Here is a 17,285-nt window from a genome sequence, read left to right on the forward strand (position 1 = left end):
AATAGCGATTAACTCTGACTTATTATGCAATGAATAGCGTTTTAGTCTCAATTTACTGAATGAAATGTATCAACAAGCTGTAATTGCGACTCTGACATTGTTTAAATAAAGTTAATCAAAATGAGATTCTCGTAGCTTGATGCCTCACAAGAAAAACACGTTTTGTGAACTTAAAAACTGCGCTTCCGACAAAATCTAACACCCGCAGTAGTACACCAAACTCACTATACGAGAACGTTATTTGAAGGTCGTTGAGTGGTTAAAACTTCATAGGCAACTAAGAGACCAGTTACTAATAGTGAAACCACTCAGTAAGTAAGAGGTATCCGGCTGATGCTATGTAGAGCAAGACATGAAGAAGATAGCTAACGTCAATTTGTGAAAACTAATTACACAATTCATCAACGGTACGTTAATGAATCGCTTCGTTTTGTAGCTTTCTTTCACATAAACTCATAAAGTGATCAAGATCAATCACCCTAAAGGGTAAGCTTGTTAGACTCAGCAGCAAAGAATAAGGCATTAAAAATGCCAAACATTTCTTTTAACTTAGCTGCATAAAGCACATCAAAGCCGTGCAACATAATATTAATAAGTTATAACTAAGAAATAACGCAATTACGCGAAATTTTATAATTCAATTTTAGAATTACTAACATAAAAATATGAGGAATCTATGTCAGACGTTGTGAATAATGCGAACTCTGAAGTAGAAGAGAAAAGCTATAAAGAGCTACACCGCCCTGCTTCTGAATTTGAGAGCCGCTCAGATTACTTAGATCACGAACTTCAAATCATGAAGCCTCGTCGTTTTGGCCTAAACCTTCCAGGCCGTGATTTCCGTTTTGAACTTGAAGATCTTGTTCCTGCACTTGCTGGTACCATCGGTATCATCGCGATGTACTCTGCAGTAATGATGTCTTGGGCTGACGGCCTAACTCAAGCTTGGGATCACGTAAACCTAGGTAAAGACTTCGCGATTGAAGTTGCTCGTGTAGAAATGCTGATTCCTGCACTGCTGTTCTGTATCCTTGCTTCTGGTTTTTTCAACCCTAAAGCAAACCTTGCCGGTAACCACGGCCCAATGATTCCTCTTATTGGTACCATCGCTCTCGCTGGTGCTCACCCTCTTGCATTGGCTATCCTTATCGGTGTCTTCGGTCTAATCCTAAGTTTCCTAAAAGGCGGCTCCAAGCTGGTTAACCTGACTTCGGAAGGTACCGCTGGTGGCTTGCTCATTTTCTTAGGCCTAACGGGTACCATGAGCCAAATTAACTCGATTCAAGCATGGGCGGTTGGTCTTCAATCTTCTACTGTTGAAGCGGGTAGCATGGGTTACGTTGGCTTAATCGTTCTTGCTATTACTATTGCTATCTATGCTTTCTTAGCAAAAGTAAACAAGCGTTGGTTAGCTATCCCAGTTTGTGCATTCACAGGCCTTGCTATTGCATTAGCATTGGGCGCTGGTTTCGATATCGTATTCGAAACTGAAATGGGTATCCCAAACCTAAACCCAGTTTACTGGTGGGGTTCGACTTCTGAAGGTTGGATGCTTGGCTTGCCAAACGTTGAACACTTCATCGCTTCTCTACCATTTGCAATCCTAGCGGTAGCGATGTGGTCACCTGACTTCCTAGGTCACCGTATCTTCCAAGAACTAAACTACCCTAAAAAGTCTGAAAAAGTTCTGATGGACGTTGATGACACTATGACTATGTGTTCAGTTCGTCAAATGGTGGGTACAGCGGTTGGTGGTGGTAACATCACTTCTTCTTGGGGTACTTACATGATCCCAGCAGCAATCGCGAAACGTCCAATTCCTGGCGGCGCAATCTTGCTTGGTTCTCTATGTATTATTGTTGCGATTCTTGGTTTCCCAATGGACGTTGCAGTATGGCCACCAGTGATGCGTGTTGCGCTACTTGTAGGTGTATCTCTACCTCTACTTGAAGCGGGTATGCAAATGGTTAAGGATTCAAAGGATTCTCAAGCAGCTGGTATCTGTATCTTCGGTTCAGCGGTTGTTAACCCTGTATTAGCATGGGCTCTGACTATGCTTCTTGATAACAACGGTCTAATTGGTGATAAAGAGCGTGCGAAGCGTCTATCATTTGTAGACAAGATTGTAATCCCAGTTGGCGTTTTAGTTATCTGTTTAGTAGCAATGCTTGCAGTTGGTATGCTAGAAAGTCAATATGGCCTAAAAGCTTGGCTATAATGCTCATTACTACACAAAAGTAGTATTGGGATTAAAAAAAAGTTTGGGTGGCAACCCCTGCCACTCAAATTTTTTCAATTTTTTTTGGCATTTATTGATTTAGTTTAAGGTTTGCAGAAATTTTTTAGCGTAGTCTTGAATACATAGAGTAAAGACAACATATAAAAGGTAGTGACAATATATATAACCATATGACGCTCATATGCTCATATGCTCATATATATTGTTATTAATAAGAGTGTACTACCCTTACGAGGGGCGCTGGCTCAACAGTGTTAATGTACGTATTTTTTCTACTAAAAAGGTAGGTATGTCATGGCAGAGCAATTTGCTAAAGCTTGGGAAGATTTTGCTGCAGGTGAGTGGCAAAGCGAAGTAAACGTTCGTGATTTCATTCAAAAGAACTACACGCCATATGAAGGCGACGAGTCTTTCCTAGTTTCTGAGGGTACTGAAGCAACTAACAAGCTTTGGTCTTCGGTAATGGAAGGTATCAAACAGGAAAACGCAACTAAAGCACCTGTAGATTTCGATACTTCTGTTATCTCTACCATTACTGCTCACGATGCAGGTTACATTGAGAAAGATCTTGAGACTATCGTTGGTCTACAAACTGAGAAGCCACTAAAACGTGCAATCATCCCTAACGGTGGTGTACGTATGGTTGAAGGTTCTTGTAAAGCATACGGTGAAACTCTTGACCCAATGGTTTCAAAAATCTACTCAGAATACCGCAAAACACACAATGCTGGCGTTTTCGATATCTACACTCCTGATATCCTAAAATGTCGTAAGTCTGGTGTTCTGACTGGTCTTCCTGATGCTTACGGCCGTGGTCGTATCATTGGTGACTACCGTCGTGTTGCACTTTACGGTATCAACTTCCTAATGAAAGACAAAGCTGCTCAATTCGCTTCTCTACAAGAGCGTTTCGAGAACGGCGAAGATCTTGCTGCTACAATGCAATTGCGTGAAGAGATCTCTGAGCAACATCGTGCTCTAGGTCAAATCAAGCAAATGGCTGAGAAATACGGTTTCGATATCTCTGAGCCAGCTCAAACTGCTCAAGAAGCTATTCAGTGGACTTACTTCGGCTACCTAGCTGCGGTTAAATCTCAAAACGGTGCTGCAATGTCTCTAGGTCGTACTTCGACTTTCCTAGACATCTACATCGAGCGTGATATCGCTGCTGGCAAAATCACAGAAGACCAAGCACAAGAGATGATCGACCACTTCGTAATGAAGCTGCGTATGGTTCGTTTCCTACGTACTCCTGAGTACGATGAGCTATTCTCTGGCGACCCAATCTGGGCTACAGAGTCTATGGGTGGTATGGGTGTTGATGGTCGTACGCTAGTAACGCGTTCGAACTTCCGTTTCCTTAACTCTCTATACACTATGGGTCCTTCTCCAGAGCCAAACATCACAGTTCTTTGGTCTGAGCAACTGCCTGACGGCTTCAAGCGTTTCTGTGCGAAGGTATCTATCGATACTTCTTCTATCCAGTACGAAAATGATGACCTAATGCGTCCTGACCTTGGTTCTGATGATTACGCAATCGCTTGTTGTGTATCACCAATGATCGTTGGTAAGCAAATGCAGTTCTTCGGTGCTCGTGCTAACCTTGCGAAAACAATGCTTTACGCAATCAACGGCGGTGTGGACGAAAAACTTAAGATGCAAGTTGGTCCTAAAGAAGCGCCAATGACTGACGCTGTTCTTGATTACGATAAAGTAATGGACCGTCTAGATCACTTCATGGACTGGTTAGCTAAGCAATACGTGACAGCTCTAAACAGCATTCACTTCATGCACGACAAGTACAGCTACGAAGCGTCTCTAATGGCTCTTCATGACCGCGACGTTCGTCGTACTATGGCTTGTGGTATCGCTGGTCTGTCTGTTGCTGCTGACTCACTGTCTGCAATCAAATTCGCGACTGTTAAACCAATCCGCGACGAAGATGGCATTGCAACTGACTTCGAAATCGAAGGCGATTACCCTAAATACGGTAACAACGACTCTCGTGTAGATGACATTGCTTGTGAACTAGTTTCTACGTTCATGAACAAGATCCGTAAGCTTAAGACTTACCGTGATTCAATCCCTACACAGTCAGTTCTTACTATCACGTCTAACGTGGTTTACGGTAAGAAAACAGGTAACACTCCAGACGGTCGTCGTGCTGGCGCTCCTTTCGCTCCTGGTGCAAACCCAATGCACGGTCGTGATGAGAAAGGCGCTGTAGCTTCACTAACGTCTGTAGGTAAACTACCGTTTGCTGATGCTCAAGATGGTATCTCTTACACTTTCTCTATCGTGCCAAACGCGCTAGGTAAAGAAGAAGATAGCCAACGTGCTAACCTTGCAGGCCTAATGGATGGTTACTTCCACCACGAAGCTGGCATTGAAGGTGGTCAACACCTTAACGTGAACGTTCTTAACCGTGAAACTCTAGAAGACGCAGTTAAGCACCCTGAGAAATACCCTCAGCTAACGATTCGTGTTTCTGGTTACGCTGTACGCTTTAACTCTCTGACTACAGAGCAGCAAGCTGACGTAATCGCACGTACATTTACTGAGTCTCTATAAGCTCACGCTCAATAGACAGTAAAAACTATTAGCCTCGCCAATGTGCGGGGCTTTTTTATATCTACTCTAAATCTCATCAATACCCCCTCCCCCAAGAAAGATTAGATTGGCCACAAAAAGCACACTCGCATTCACTTTTTTTCTACAAATCCACTCAAACTACGGTACTATTTCTGTTCATCATTTTAGAGTAACCGCTACATGAAATACCTTCGTTATTTACCACTGATTCTCCTCTCTTGTTCATCACTGGCATCTGAACGCTCTACGTTAACTTTTGCGTTAGACAACGATGGTATCTTTGGTGTCGACCAAGACTATACCAACGGTTTATTTCTGGGTTACACATCGTCAAGTATTACGCCATACGCTTGGGTAAAACCATTGAGCCTTTCCTATTGGGGCGCAAGCTCTTTAGATAAGTGGGAAATCACCATTGGTCACAAGATGTACACGCCTTCTGACATTGAATTAGAAAAACCATCAGCCAATGATCGTCCATACGCAGGTTACCTACATACAGAATTCAACTACATCAGCTTGAACCCACAACAAGCCCAGCGTTTTAACATCACGTTTGGTACTACAGGCGAGCGAGCACTTTCCGAAGACGCTCAAAAACTGGTTCACTCAATCACTAAATCAGACGAACCTATGGGTTGGAAGTATCAAGTTGATGATGAGTACGCAGGTAGCCTTGGTTACTTAAGTCATTTCAACCTAATGCGTAATCAAGCATTAGCGAATACTGACTTCGAGATATCTAACGTATCAGAGATCAACGTTGGTAATTTTAGAAGCGACATTTCTACTGGATTTATGTTCCGTTGGGGTACTGACTTGGGCGGCAACTTTGGCGCAGCGAACATCAGCACAGAAAACCCATTCAAAGCAGGCATGATAGGTGCTTCAAATACAGGTTGGTTTACTTACGCAGGTCTTGAAGGGCGTTACCGATTTAATGACCTGACTGTCGAAGGGGATCGTTCCGGTGTTAATGATTATGCAAAGAAAAATGACCAAGATCCTGCGATCTACGATGTCACTTTAGAGAACATTCAAGCGACAGCGATACTTGGTGTTGCTTGGTATAACCAATACGTTGGTGCATCTTTCGCACTTACCGCAAAAACACCCGATTACCAAGAAGCAACAAAGTCAGTGTACGGTACTGGTGGCATCACTATGTTTGCTTTCTTCTAGCCATAGAAAAGGCTTTCACCGCCTGCTTTTCAAGTTAAATAAAGGCAATCATCTTCACAGGTGATTGCCTTTATTTTTAAAGACCTAGTTACCATTTGACCCTATTTTATGTACCGTTTTTGTAATAAAATAAACGGTATAAATTCCTATACGAGAATAGCTCATGTCTACAACTGGTCGCATTCACTCATTCGAATCTTGTGGTACTGTCGATGGCCCTGGTATCCGCTTTATTGTGTTTCTTCAAGGCTGCTTAATGCGTTGTATGTACTGCCATAATCGCGATACATGGGATCTTCATGACGGAAAGGAAGTAACGGTCGAAGAGATCATTAACGAAGCAAAATCATACCGTCATTTCATGAAAGCCTCTGGCGGTGGTATCACCTGTTCAGGTGGCGAAGCGATGCTACAACCTGAGTTTGTTCGTGATTTTTTCCGCGCGGCTCAAGCTGAAGGCATCCACACTTGTCTTGATACTAATGGCTATATTCGTAAACACACTGAAGTGGTCGATGAAGTACTAGAAGCCTCTGATCTGGTAATGCTGGATCTTAAACATATGCGAGATGAAATTCACCACGATTTCATTGGTGTATCCAACCGACGTACTCTGGATTTTGCACGCTACCTACACAAAATAGGTAAGAAGACGTGGATTCGTTATGTGATTGTTCCTGGCTACACAGATACGCCAGAAGATGCGCATCTTCTGGGTGAATTCATTAAGGACATGGATAACATCGAAAAAGTAGAACTGCTTCCATACCACAAGCTAGGTGCTCATAAGTGGGAAGCATTGGGTCACGACTACCCTCTTGAAGGTACAAATCCGCCAAGCAAAGAAAAAATGGACGAGATTGTTGCTATCCTCAGTCAATACCATTCAAACGTAAAATACTAATTTAGACTTACGTTAATAGTGATTTCAAACGCCTCAATTTCGATTGGGGCATTTTCTTTTTTGGTTAAAACAATCCTTTCACTTTTCTTTACAACTTTTGTTTATCAATTCAAAAAATCATATTAAATCCGTGTTGAGATCATGTTTCCACTCTTAGGAATGCTGTTACTCTTACTGCAACAAAATAATATAACATTTAGTTTTTTAGTGAGGTTCCTCCCATGGAAATGACCAATGCTCAGCGTCTAATTCTATCAAATCAATACTACCTAATGTCTCAAATGGATCCTGAGAACTCAGCTAAATACCAGCGTCTACAAACGATTGTAGAACGTGGTTACGAACTCCAAATGCGTGAGCTTAACAAAGAATTTGGTTGTTTAACTGAAGCAGAATGTCGCGAAATTATCGACATTATGGAGATGTACCATGCGATGCAAGAGTCGAATAAAATGCTTGCAGATCAAGAGCGTGCGGAAGTCGACCAACGTCGTCTACAATTCCTAGGTTTCGATATCGCTTCTGAAGCACAAATCGTACATTACGTGCGTTTCCTTGTTGACTCTGAAGGACTTTACCCTCAATTTGACAAAGCAGATCACCACTTCAATAGTCAAATGCCAATGTTAGAAAAGTACCGTCGCATGCTAACAACGTGGCGTAACTGCCCTCGTCAGTACCACCTATGTGCGACAGAGCTATCTCAAATATTTAGTGCTTAGTGCATTAGAAGATTAGCTTTAACTAGGCTTATAAAATTTCAAAAAAAGGGTTACTCATCATGAGTAACCCTTTTTTAATATTCATATATAAAGCGATAAGCCAAAGCACCTAGAATACATAAGCGACACCGACGTTAGCGGCCATGTTAATGCCACTTTCAAGTATTGGGCTATTTTCAATATCACCTTCAAGGTTGGTATAACGAACACCACCAGCGATGGTCTTTAAAGAAATGGCATTGGCTGCTTGATATTGGAGAGTGTCGCACTTCGCAGTTGAATTCGGGCATGTAGAACTTGTTTTATTTTAAGTCAAAGATAATAAACAGTAATGGCATAACCACCGCTGAAATTACATTCCATAACATATGAGAAATAAAGACAGAAAGGCAAGCATAAATATTGCCATATCTCATCCGTACATATTCATATGTTAAAGCTAGAGCAAGTCCAGTTGCCAACACTATAATTGCGTTTATCGTAGAATTACCTAGGTGACACAAAGAAAATATAGTAGCTGAACCTAAAATTGAGAATGTTGGGCTTCCTTGTGCATGACGAAGAATCGTTTGTATAAAACATTGAAATATTAGAGTTTCAGTAAATGGTGCATCAATTAATATAAAAAACAATGCAGAAAAAATTTCATCATCACTCGTATCCAGAAGAATATTACCAAAGCCATTTAGAAGGAAATAATCTAAAAAAACAAAGATCAATGCCCATAACCATGCTAAACCGTAAACGCGAATAAAAAACTGTTTACTATTTAATTCTAACGCATCGTAAATTAAACAATTCATCCTGAAAACCAAGTTAAATCTCCATATTTAATACTCATTAAAGCTATTTAACCCATATCCCTCAGCATAAATAAAATAGCTATCAATTTTTATTGATAATAATTAATCATATTATTTCCGTACAAAACGTGACACGCAAGGCATATACACACGACTTATATGTAAAATAAGATTTCGAATGTTGTTGACATCTAGATCAAATAGGTTTCATCGAAAAGAAGGGGCTCTGGGAGGTGTTATATGAACAGGTATAAGAGAGTGGAATTAAGCCATTGAAAGAGTTCGTTCAAAAACTGAGTCCTTATCTTCACGGCATTATCGCATCGGCAAGTTCCCCGTTAAATACTTGCACATTGGAATATGGGTAAACAACAAGATAAAGCTAATCAAGTGAATGTAGCACTTATTATCTGAAATTGGGGGTATCGAGATACAGTCTACTTCTTCTTGAAGATAAAAGCGGCTTTCTCCGGAAAGCCGCGGTGAACCAATAAAAAGGGTTTATCATCATGAGTAACCCTTTTTTCTTTTCGTCTATAACGAGAAAAACAACAGCACCTAGAAGACGTATGCTACGCCAACATTCGCTGCCATATTAATACCGCTTTCAAGTATTGGGCTGTTCTCAATATCACCTTCAAGGTTGGTATATCGCACACCGCCGGTTACTCGAACATTTGGCGTCACATGCAGATAACCACCTAAACCAATAAAGTACTGACCATCCCAGTCTGCATCGAACTCGTTCAAATTAGTTCTCGACGCTTCTGCTGAACTCACCCCGTACAGGTGATTATTCAAACGCTTACTGTTATACGAGTAACCAATAGATGGTGTAATCGCCCAGCCATTACGACGAATTGGTAGGCGCCATGCCGCTTCTGCATAGATGCCATTGTGCCTAAACCCTAAGTCTGAGCCCGCTGTCGCTTCAAACATACCGACCAATGTAATCACTTGATAGCTTACACCTCCCAACACCGACGCTTTACGCTCATCTAACTTCTGGATATCAGCATTATCAGAGTCACTTGGCTTTAATGTTCTTGGATCATAAACCGCTCTAAACACAATATTCTGTGGTGAACCTGCAGGTAGCAAGCGATAACCCGCACTGAATCCACGCATGAAAAAATGCTCACCTTCATAACCAATCATGGGAATCACCGTACGATTTGACGGCGTCTCTTTATAGACAGCAGGAGAATAAGAGGCGGCAACGCCCAGTGACCACTGCGATATTTTTGCATGCGTTGCTGTCGAAGCCAGTAACGCCACACTGATAGCCACTATTTTTAACCCATTATTCTTCACTATATTTACCTATTTATTGAGCAACTTTGGATAACGCTGCGCATTATATGGTACTTCATTCCAAAAAATCAATAGAGCTCAGTTATACATCTAATACACATAAATCCAGTGTGAGTATTGTTAAGCGACCTAAAATCACAAAACAAACGGTTAGATCCGCTCGAATGTAAAATAATTCGATTCCACACGCCTCAAGTTGCCTATTGCGCTCGCTACGTTTTTCACACGCAAAATTGTAAATAAATACATAATTGTTAAGCAAAATTGTCGAAGCGGGTCTAACCTTAAAATGTAGGGAGAGCCTATTTTTCAATCGCTCGTCAGTTTTGACTGGTTAACAAGGGGAATGTGACTATGAGTATTTTTGACCACTATCAATCACGTTATGAAGCAGCCAAGGAAGAAGAGCTGACATTGCAAGAGTTCTTAGGGCTGTGTAAAGACGATAAAAGTGCTTACGCGAATGCTGCCGAGCGCTTATTACTCGCCATTGGCGAACCGGAGGTCATTGACACTGCTCAAGATCCTCAACTAAGTCGTATTTTCTCGAACCGTGTCATCTCACGCTACAGTGAATTTAAAGATTTCTACGGCATGGAAGACGCGATTGAACAGATTGTTTCTTATCTAAAACATGCAGCGCAAGGTTTAGAAGAACGTAAGCAAATCCTTTATCTACTTGGCCCTGTGGGCGGTGGTAAATCTTCCCTTGCTGAAAAACTCAAAGCACTGATGCAAAAGCTACCAATCTATGTGCTGTCTGCCGATGGTGAGCGAAGCCCAGTGAATGATCACCCCTTCTGTCTATTTGACGTAAACGAAGATGGCGAGCTTTTGAAACAAGAGTACGGAATAGAGAAACGTTACATACGCTCTATCATGTCACCTTGGGCAGCAAAACGCCTCCATGACTTCGGTGGTGACATATCCAAATTCAAAGTCATCAAACTGCGCCCTTCTATTCTCGACCAAGTTGCGATCGCGAAGACAGAACCTGGTGATGAAAACAACCAAGATATCTCTTCACTTGTAGGTAAAGTCGATATTCGTAAACTTGAGCACTTTTCTCAAGATGACCCTGATGCCTACAGTTACTCTGGTGCACTGTGTAAAGCAAACCAAGGTGTGATGGAATTCGTAGAGATGTTCAAGGCGCCAATCAAAGTCTTGCACCCACTCCTAACGGCAACACAAGAAGGTAACTTCAACGGTACTGAAGGACTTTCTGCACTGCCATTTGACGGTATGATTCTAGCTCACTCAAACGAATCCGAGTGGCAGACCTTCCGTAACAACAAAAACAACGAAGCCTTCCTCGACCGTGTGTACATTGTAAAAGTCCCTTACTGTCTGCGCGTCTCTGAAGAAGTTAAGATCTACCAAAAACTGCTTGAGCACAGTGAGCTATCCAAAGCCCCTTGTTCACCAAGCACACTCGATCTGCTATCGCAATTCAGCATCCTATCGAGACTGAAAGAGCCTGAAAACTCTTCTCTGTTCTCAAAAATGCGTGTTTACGATGGTGAAACTCTAAAAGACACCGATCCAAAAGCGAAGAGCTACCAAGAGTACCGAGATTATGCCGGCGTTGACGAAGGCATGTCTGGGCTATCAACGCGTTTCGCCTTTAAGATCCTGTCTCGTGTATTTAACTTCGACCAAGCCGAAGTGGCGGCAAACCCGGTTCACTTGTTCTACGTGATTGAACAGCAAATTGAACGTGAGCAGTTCCCTCAAGAGACCGCTGAGAAGTATCTTGAGTTCTTGAAAGGATACCTAGTACCGCGTTACGTAGAATTCATTGGTAAAGAAATTCAAACCGCTTACCTAGAGTCTTACTCTGAGTACGGACAGAATATCTTCGACCGCTATGTCACCTACGCGGACTTCTGGATTCAAGACCAAGAGTACCGCGATCCAGAAACAGGACAGCTATTTGACCGTGCTTCTCTGAATGGTGAACTAGAGAAAATCGAGAAAACAGCAGGGATCAGTAACCCTAAAGATTTCCGAAATGAGATTGTGAACTTCGTGCTTCGTGCCAAAGCCAACAATAACGGTCAAAACCCAGTTTGGACGAGCTACGAGAAACTGCGCACTGTAATTGAGAAGAAAATGTTCTCTAACACAGAAGAGCTACTTCCTGTTATTTCGTTCAATGCTAAGACCTCAACGGATGATCAGAAAAAACACGACGACTTCGTTGCTCGTATGATGGAAAAAGGCTACACCGAGAAACAAGTGAGACTGCTATCTGAGTGGTACCTAAGAGTTCGTAAATCCTCATAACCAAACTGTATTGAGCTGCTCAATTGGGCAGCTCGTACAAACCAATAACTTTATACCCTAACGAACGAATAGCTTTAGTAAACTAATAACTCTTATACCCGAATAAAAAGTAGGATCGCAACATCAGCTGAGAGGGAGTTCTTATGGCACAATTTATCGATCGGAGGCTCAATGGCAAGAATAAGAGTGCTGTGAATAGACAGCGTTTCTTACGACGCCATAAAGAGCAAATCAAAGAATCTGTGGCCGATGCAGTCAACCGACGCTCAATCACCAATACTGAAACCGGTGAAGACGTCACTATTCCCCATAAAGACATCAAAGAGCCAAGCTTTCACCAAGGTCAAGGCGGCGTAAGAGAACGCGTTCACCCAGGTAATGACCAGTTCATCACGGGCGATAAAATTGAACGTCCTAAAGGTGGCGGTCAAGGTGGTGGCGCAGGCCAGGGTGACGCAAGCCCTGATGGCGAAGGCCAAGATGAATTTACATTCCAAATTTCAAAAGATGAATATCTTGATATTCTCTTTGAAGATTTAGCTCTTCCTAATCTAGAGAAGAATCAGGTCAACAAAATCACCGAATGGAAGACACATCGCTCTGGTTATCAAAGCGCGGGGATTCCTTCCAACATCGCAATCGTGCGTTCACTGCAGCAATCTCTGGCTCGTAGAACCGCGATGACAGCAGGTAAAAAGCGCGAGCTTAACCTACTGATGGAGCAGCTTGACCAAGTTAAAATGACGGAACCAGCACAACCCTTTGAAGAAAGTCGTTTAAAAGAAGAGATTGCCGAGTTACGTAAAAAAATTGAAAGCGTGCCATTTATTGACACCTTCGACCTGCGTTTTAAAAACTACGAGAAGCGCCCTATTCCATCTAGCCAAGCCGTCATGTTCTGCCTAATGGATGTATCTGGCTCAATGGATCAAGCCACGAAAGACATTGCGAAGCGCTTTTATGTCCTTCTGTATCTGTTCCTAAATCGCACCTACGAAAACGTCGATGTTGTGTTTATTCGTCACCATACTCAGGCTAAAGAAGTCGACGAACACGAGTTTTTCTATTCACAAGAAACCGGTGGCACCATCGTTTCCAGTGCACTGAAACTGATGAAGGAAATTGTCGCAGATCGCTATCCTGCAAATGAGTGGAACATCTATGCAGCACAAGCCTCTGATGGCGATAACTGGGCTGATGACTCGCCTCGTTGTAAAGAGCTATTAGTCAATACACTTCTGCCAACTTGCCAATATTACTCTTACATCGAAATAACACGCCGCTCTCATCAAACACTTTGGCACGAATACGAAAAACTCGAGAGTAGCTTTGACAACTTCGCCATGAAAAATATTAAAACGGTGGATGATATTTTTCCTGTGTTTAGAGAACTGTTCCAGAAAGAGACAGCGTAAGGGGGCTTGCCATGACAGCGAAATCAAACGTTGCAGAGAAATCAAACATTGCAGATAGAGATAAAGCGACACAGAAGAGAAACGACAAGATGCTGCCTGATGGTCCAGATTGGACATTCAACCTCTTGGAACAATATCACGTAGAAATCAAACGTGTGGCGCAGCATTACCGTTTAGATACTTACCAGAACCAAATTGAAGTGATTACTTCTGAGCAGATGATGGATGCTTACTCGAGCATCGGTATGCCGATCAATTACAATCACTGGTCATTTGGCAAAAAATTCATTCAAACCGAGCAAAACTACAAGCATGGTCAGATGGGATTAGCGTACGAAATCGTGATCAATTCAGATCCTTGTATCGCATATCTGATGGAAGAGAACACGGTCACGATGCAGGCGCTCGTAATGGCTCATGCTTGTTACGGCCATAACTCTTTCTTTAAGGGCAACTACCTATTCCAAACCTGGACCGATGCCAGTTCCATCATCGACTACCTATTATTCGCTAAAAAATACATTACCGATTGTGAAGAAAAATACGGTGTTGCCGAAGTCGAACAACTTCTCGATTCTTGTCATGCCCTCATGAATTACGGCGTAGACAGATACAAACGCCCTGAGAAGATTTCCATAGCTGAAGAGACAGCAAGGCAAGAAGAACGTGAAGCGTATCTGCAATCTCAAGTCAATGAGCTGTGGAGAACTGTGCCTAAAAATCAAGACAAGGAAAAAGAGACAAAAATCCGCTTTCCTAGCGAACCTCAAGAAAATATTCTCTACTTTATCGAGAAGAACGCACCACTACTTGAACCTTGGCAGCGTGAGTGTGTTCGCATTGTTCGCAAGGTGAGCCAATACTTCTACCCTCAAAAGCAAACTCAAGTAATGAACGAAGGCTGGGCAACTTTCTGGCATTACACCATTCTTAACCACCTTTACGACGAAGGCTTGGTGAGTGACAAGTTCATATTAGAATTCCTACACAGCCACACCAGCGTGGTCGCACAACCCGCCTACAATAGCCCTTATTTCAGCGGGATAAACCCTTATGCGCTTGGCTTTGCGATGTTTAGAGACATCCGACGTATCTGTGAAGAACCAACCGATGAAGACAAAGAGTGGTTCCCTGAGTTAGCCGGAAGTGATTGGTTAGAAGCGGTGCACTTTGCCATGCACAATTTCAAAGATGAAAGCTTCATCAGCCAATACCTCTCACCAAAGATCATTCGAGACTTTAAACTATTTTCTGTGCTCGACGACGACCGAAAAAACACCATTGAGATAAGTGCTATTCACGATGACCCAGGCTATCGCTTGATTCGTGAAAAGCTTGCGGCGCAATACAACCTAAGTAACCTTGAGCCGAATATTCAGGTGTTTAACGTCGATGTTCGTGGTGATCGCTCGATGACACTGCAGTATGTGCCTCACGGCCGTATACCGCTTGATAAAGGCTACGACGAAGTGATGAAACATCTCTATCGCTTATGGGGCTTTGATGTGATTTTGGAAGAGCTCAAAGATACGGGTCATAGAGAGATTCTGACTACTTGTCCAAAACGTAATGATTATGGAGCCAAGATTTAATATCAATCACAGTAAGTAAGTGCTTGGTATAAAACTCCGCTCCCCCTACAACATAGTGGTCACCCACTCGGAAGTGGAGCAATAAAAAAGCGCATAAGTCTGATGACTTATGCGCTTTCTTTTTAAGGCTCAAACGTCTTCAATAGACGCAAGGCACTAAACCTAGATACTAGAGCTAAAGCTAAAGCTAAATAAGCTTAAACAATCGGCTTTTGGCCGCGTTCAATCAGCTTCATCAGCACGCTGTCTGCAGATTTACCTGCCACGCCCGCTAGTTTGTCTGACAGCTTTTTCTTCTGTACGTAGTGAATCGCTAGAACCGTTTTGTCCTTACATGCCGCTACGACTAAATCATCAGAAGTGCTGATCTCATCCACCAGCCCAAGCTCATGTGCTTGTGTACCAAACCAGTGCTCACCCGTTGCTACTTTTTCAAGATCGAGAGCTGGACGATGGTCACGGATGAAGTCTTTGAATAGGCCATGTGTCTCTTCGAGCTCTTCTTTAAACTTCTCGCGTGCTTTATCGCTGTTCTCACCAAACATAGTAAGTGTGCGTTTGTACTCACCCGCCGTTAGCTGTTCGAACTCAATGTCATGCTTTTTAAGTAATTTATTGAAGTTTGGCAGTTGAGCAATAACACCAATAGAGCCAACAATAGCAAAAGGTGCAGATACAATTTTGTCCGCGATACATGCCATCATGTAACCACCACTCGCGGCTACTTTGTCTACCGAGATAGTCAGAGGCAGGCCTGCTGCTTTGATACGGTCGAGTTGAGAAGACGCCAAACCATAGCCGTGAACCATGCCACCGCCAGACTCAAGCTTAAGCAAGACTTCATCACCTTCACGAGCCACAGCTAGAACCGCCGTTACCTCTTCACGTAGCGAAGCCACTTCTTTCGCATCAATGCTGCCGTTAAAATCGAGAACGAATAGATGTGGTTCACGCTTGCTATCAAGCTCACCCTCTTTCGCTGCTTTTTTCACTTCTTTGCCACGTGATTTTACTTTTTCTTTTTCCGCTTTCTTTTCTGCTTTATCACGGGCTTTGATGAAAGCATCATCATGCAAATGGTGCTCTAGTTGTTCAATCGTTTGTTTGTGATGCTCAGATAGGTTCGTGATTTCCAGCTCACCTTTAATTGCGCTTGATTTTCCACCCACAGATTTAGCTATCACTAAAATTGCAATGATGGCGATTACAACGGTCGCAATCTTGGCTAAAAACAAGCCGTAGTCCAACAAAAATTCCAATGTCATATCCCCTATTGTATGAATTAGTGTATTGTAACCATCTTGTCACGATTACCAAGAATTTCTCATCATTCCTGCGGTTATCTGTGTGATTAAACATCAATGGAATGACGAACATAATAAAAGAAAGAAGGATAAGCACAGTGGATTACCCAATCTCTACAGATGCCCTCAAAGATAAAGTAATTTTGGTTACAGGTGCCGGTGCTGGCATTGGTCGCCAAGCCGCGCTAAGTTTCGCTCAACATGGTGCAACTGTTATTCTGTTAGGCCGCAATGTCAAAAACCTTGAATTGATTTACGATGAAATCGAAAGCGCTGGTTACCCACAGCCTGCGATTATCCCATTGGATTTAAAAGGCGCTACAAAACAGAACTACATCGACATGGCTGAAACCATTGAATCACAGTTCGGTCGTTTAGATGGTCTACTGCATAACGCAGGTGTGCTTGGCACGTTAAGTCCATTCGATCAAATCGATGAAGAAACGTTTGATGGCGTCATGCAAATCAACGTTAAAGCTGAATTTCTAATGACTCAAGCGTTACTGCCAGTCATTAAGAAAGCGGAAGCGGGTCGTATTGTCTTTACCTCTTCAACGGTTGGTCACTCTGGCCGAGCGTTCTGGGGCACTTACGCAATTTCAAAGTTTGCAACAGAAGGCATGATGCAGATCTTAGCCGATGAGCTTGAAGGTACCGATATCCGTGTTAATGCGATTAACCCAGGCGGTACTCAAACACGCATGCGTGCAAAAGCGTACCCAGGTGAAGATGCGAACAAATTAAAAACGCCACTCGACATCATCCCGCTGTACCTACACTTAATGAACCCAAGTGTGACAGACATTAATGGCCAATGTATCGATGCTCAACCTAAGTAGCTGATATTATGAGCAATAACAAAAAGTCGCTTTAATAGCCAACACCTATCATTTAAGGTGTTTAGATCGCACAGTGTAGCGAGTCTTACT

Annotated in this window: 12 protein-coding genes and 2 pseudogenes; 10 read left to right on the top strand and 4 right to left on the bottom strand. The window is 42.6% G+C overall.

Features of this window, described 5'->3' with window-relative positions; all coding sequences use genetic code 11:
- Positions 1-676 precede the first annotated feature (676 nt).
- The 5 genes from AB6C75_RS16555 to AB6C75_RS16575 all read left to right on the top strand — a co-directional run bounded on the left by AB6C75_RS16555 (position 677) and on the right by AB6C75_RS16575 (position 7,639).
- Complete coding sequence (locus AB6C75_RS16555; protein ID WP_009846317.1) at positions 677-2,218, top strand: DUF3360 family protein; 1,542 nt, start codon at positions 677-679, stop codon at positions 2,216-2,218.
- 315 nt (positions 2,219-2,533) lie between these two features.
- Positions 2,534-4,810: a formate C-acetyltransferase gene (gene pflB / locus AB6C75_RS16560; protein WP_371710293.1), complete on the top strand. Its 2,277-nt coding sequence runs from the start codon at positions 2,534-2,536 to the stop codon at positions 4,808-4,810.
- Positions 4,811-5,011: 201 nt separating this feature from the next.
- Positions 5,012-6,013, top strand: a complete 1,002-nt coding sequence (locus tag AB6C75_RS16565) for a lipid A deacylase LpxR family protein (protein ID WP_041472762.1) — start codon at positions 5,012-5,014, stop codon at positions 6,011-6,013.
- Between the two features lie 163 nt (positions 6,014-6,176).
- On the top strand, positions 6,177-6,917 hold the full coding sequence (gene pflA, locus AB6C75_RS16570; RefSeq protein ID WP_009846312.1) for a pyruvate formate lyase 1-activating protein: 741 nt from the start codon (positions 6,177-6,179) through the stop codon (positions 6,915-6,917).
- A 221-nt stretch (positions 6,918-7,138) separates the two neighbouring features.
- Complete coding sequence (locus AB6C75_RS16575) at positions 7,139-7,639, top strand: YfbU family protein (RefSeq protein WP_009846313.1); 501 nt, start codon at positions 7,139-7,141, stop codon at positions 7,637-7,639.
- 109 nt (positions 7,640-7,748) lie between these two features.
- On the opposite strand, the pseudogene AB6C75_RS16580 reads toward AB6C75_RS16575, so the two are convergent.
- Positions 7,749-7,859: pseudogene (locus tag AB6C75_RS16580) on the bottom strand (MipA/OmpV family protein); the annotation flags it as partial.
- 82 nt (positions 7,860-7,941) lie between these two features.
- The gene (locus tag AB6C75_RS16585) at positions 7,942-8,442 is read right to left on the bottom strand and encodes a CPBP family intramembrane glutamic endopeptidase (RefSeq protein ID WP_017102807.1); all 501 of its coding nucleotides are present in this window, start codon (positions 8,440-8,442) and stop codon (positions 7,942-7,944) included.
- A gap of 254 nt (positions 8,443-8,696) precedes the next feature.
- Between AB6C75_RS16585 and AB6C75_RS16590 the strand changes: the two are divergent.
- Positions 8,697-8,928: pseudogene (locus AB6C75_RS16590) on the top strand (transposase); the annotation flags it as partial.
- 72 nt (positions 8,929-9,000) lie between these two features.
- Here the strand turns inward: AB6C75_RS16590 and AB6C75_RS16595 are convergent.
- Positions 9,001-9,756: a MipA/OmpV family protein gene (locus AB6C75_RS16595; RefSeq protein ID WP_372101078.1), complete on the bottom strand. Its 756-nt coding sequence runs from the start codon at positions 9,754-9,756 to the stop codon at positions 9,001-9,003.
- 354 nt (positions 9,757-10,110) lie between these two features.
- On the opposite strand from AB6C75_RS16595, the gene AB6C75_RS16600 reads away from it, so the two are divergent.
- The 3 genes from AB6C75_RS16600 to AB6C75_RS16610 all read left to right on the top strand — a co-directional run bounded on the left by AB6C75_RS16600 (position 10,111) and on the right by AB6C75_RS16610 (position 15,052).
- Positions 10,111-12,045, top strand: a complete 1,935-nt coding sequence (locus tag AB6C75_RS16600) for a PrkA family serine protein kinase (protein ID WP_371710290.1) — start codon at positions 10,111-10,113, stop codon at positions 12,043-12,045.
- Between the two features lie 143 nt (positions 12,046-12,188).
- The gene (locus AB6C75_RS16605) at positions 12,189-13,460 is read left to right on the top strand and encodes a YeaH/YhbH family protein (protein ID WP_017078142.1); all 1,272 of its coding nucleotides are present in this window, start codon (positions 12,189-12,191) and stop codon (positions 13,458-13,460) included.
- Positions 13,461-13,471: 11 nt separating this feature from the next.
- A complete protein-coding gene (locus AB6C75_RS16610) occupies positions 13,472-15,052 on the top strand; it encodes a SpoVR family protein (protein WP_017084003.1) in 1,581 nt (526 codons plus the stop codon).
- A gap of 197 nt (positions 15,053-15,249) precedes the next feature.
- Here the strand turns inward: AB6C75_RS16610 and sohB are convergent, their stop codons facing one another.
- Positions 15,250-16,311 carry a protease SohB gene (gene sohB / locus AB6C75_RS16615; protein WP_009849001.1) on the bottom strand — a complete coding sequence of 354 codons (1,062 nt, stop codon included), beginning with the start codon at positions 16,309-16,311 and terminating at the stop codon, positions 15,250-15,252.
- 143 nt (positions 16,312-16,454) lie between these two features.
- Here sohB and AB6C75_RS16620 point away from each other — a divergent pair, with 143 nt between their 5' ends.
- Positions 16,455-17,195 (top strand): YciK family oxidoreductase, encoded by a 741-nt coding sequence (locus tag AB6C75_RS16620; RefSeq protein ID WP_029225624.1) that lies wholly within the window; start codon positions 16,455-16,457, stop codon positions 17,193-17,195.
- The last annotated feature ends 90 nt before the right edge of the window (positions 17,196-17,285 follow it).

Source organism: Vibrio sp. 10N.237.312.B06, assembly GCF_041464685.1.
Lineage (GTDB): Bacteria > Pseudomonadota > Gammaproteobacteria > Enterobacterales > Vibrionaceae > Vibrio > Vibrio tasmaniensis_A.

Coding starts and splice junctions, on each gene's coding strand:
- AB6C75_RS16555 (WP_009846317.1), top strand. CDS start 677: ATGTCAGACGTTGTGAATAATGCGAACTCTGAAGTAGAAGAGAAAAGC.
- pflB (WP_371710293.1), top strand. CDS start 2,534: ATGGCAGAGCAATTTGCTAAAGCTTGGGAAGATTTTGCTGCAGGTGAG.
- AB6C75_RS16565 (WP_041472762.1), top strand. CDS start 5,012: ATGAAATACCTTCGTTATTTACCACTGATTCTCCTCTCTTGTTCATCA.
- pflA (WP_009846312.1), top strand. CDS start 6,177: ATGTCTACAACTGGTCGCATTCACTCATTCGAATCTTGTGGTACTGTC.
- AB6C75_RS16575 (WP_009846313.1), top strand. CDS start 7,139: ATGGAAATGACCAATGCTCAGCGTCTAATTCTATCAAATCAATACTAC.
- AB6C75_RS16585 (WP_017102807.1), bottom strand. CDS start 8,442: ATGAATTGTTTAATTTACGATGCGTTAGAATTAAATAGTAAACAGTTT.
- AB6C75_RS16600 (WP_371710290.1), top strand. CDS start 10,111: ATGAGTATTTTTGACCACTATCAATCACGTTATGAAGCAGCCAAGGAA.
- AB6C75_RS16605 (WP_017078142.1), top strand. CDS start 12,189: ATGGCACAATTTATCGATCGGAGGCTCAATGGCAAGAATAAGAGTGCT.
- AB6C75_RS16610 (WP_017084003.1), top strand. CDS start 13,472: ATGACAGCGAAATCAAACGTTGCAGAGAAATCAAACATTGCAGATAGA.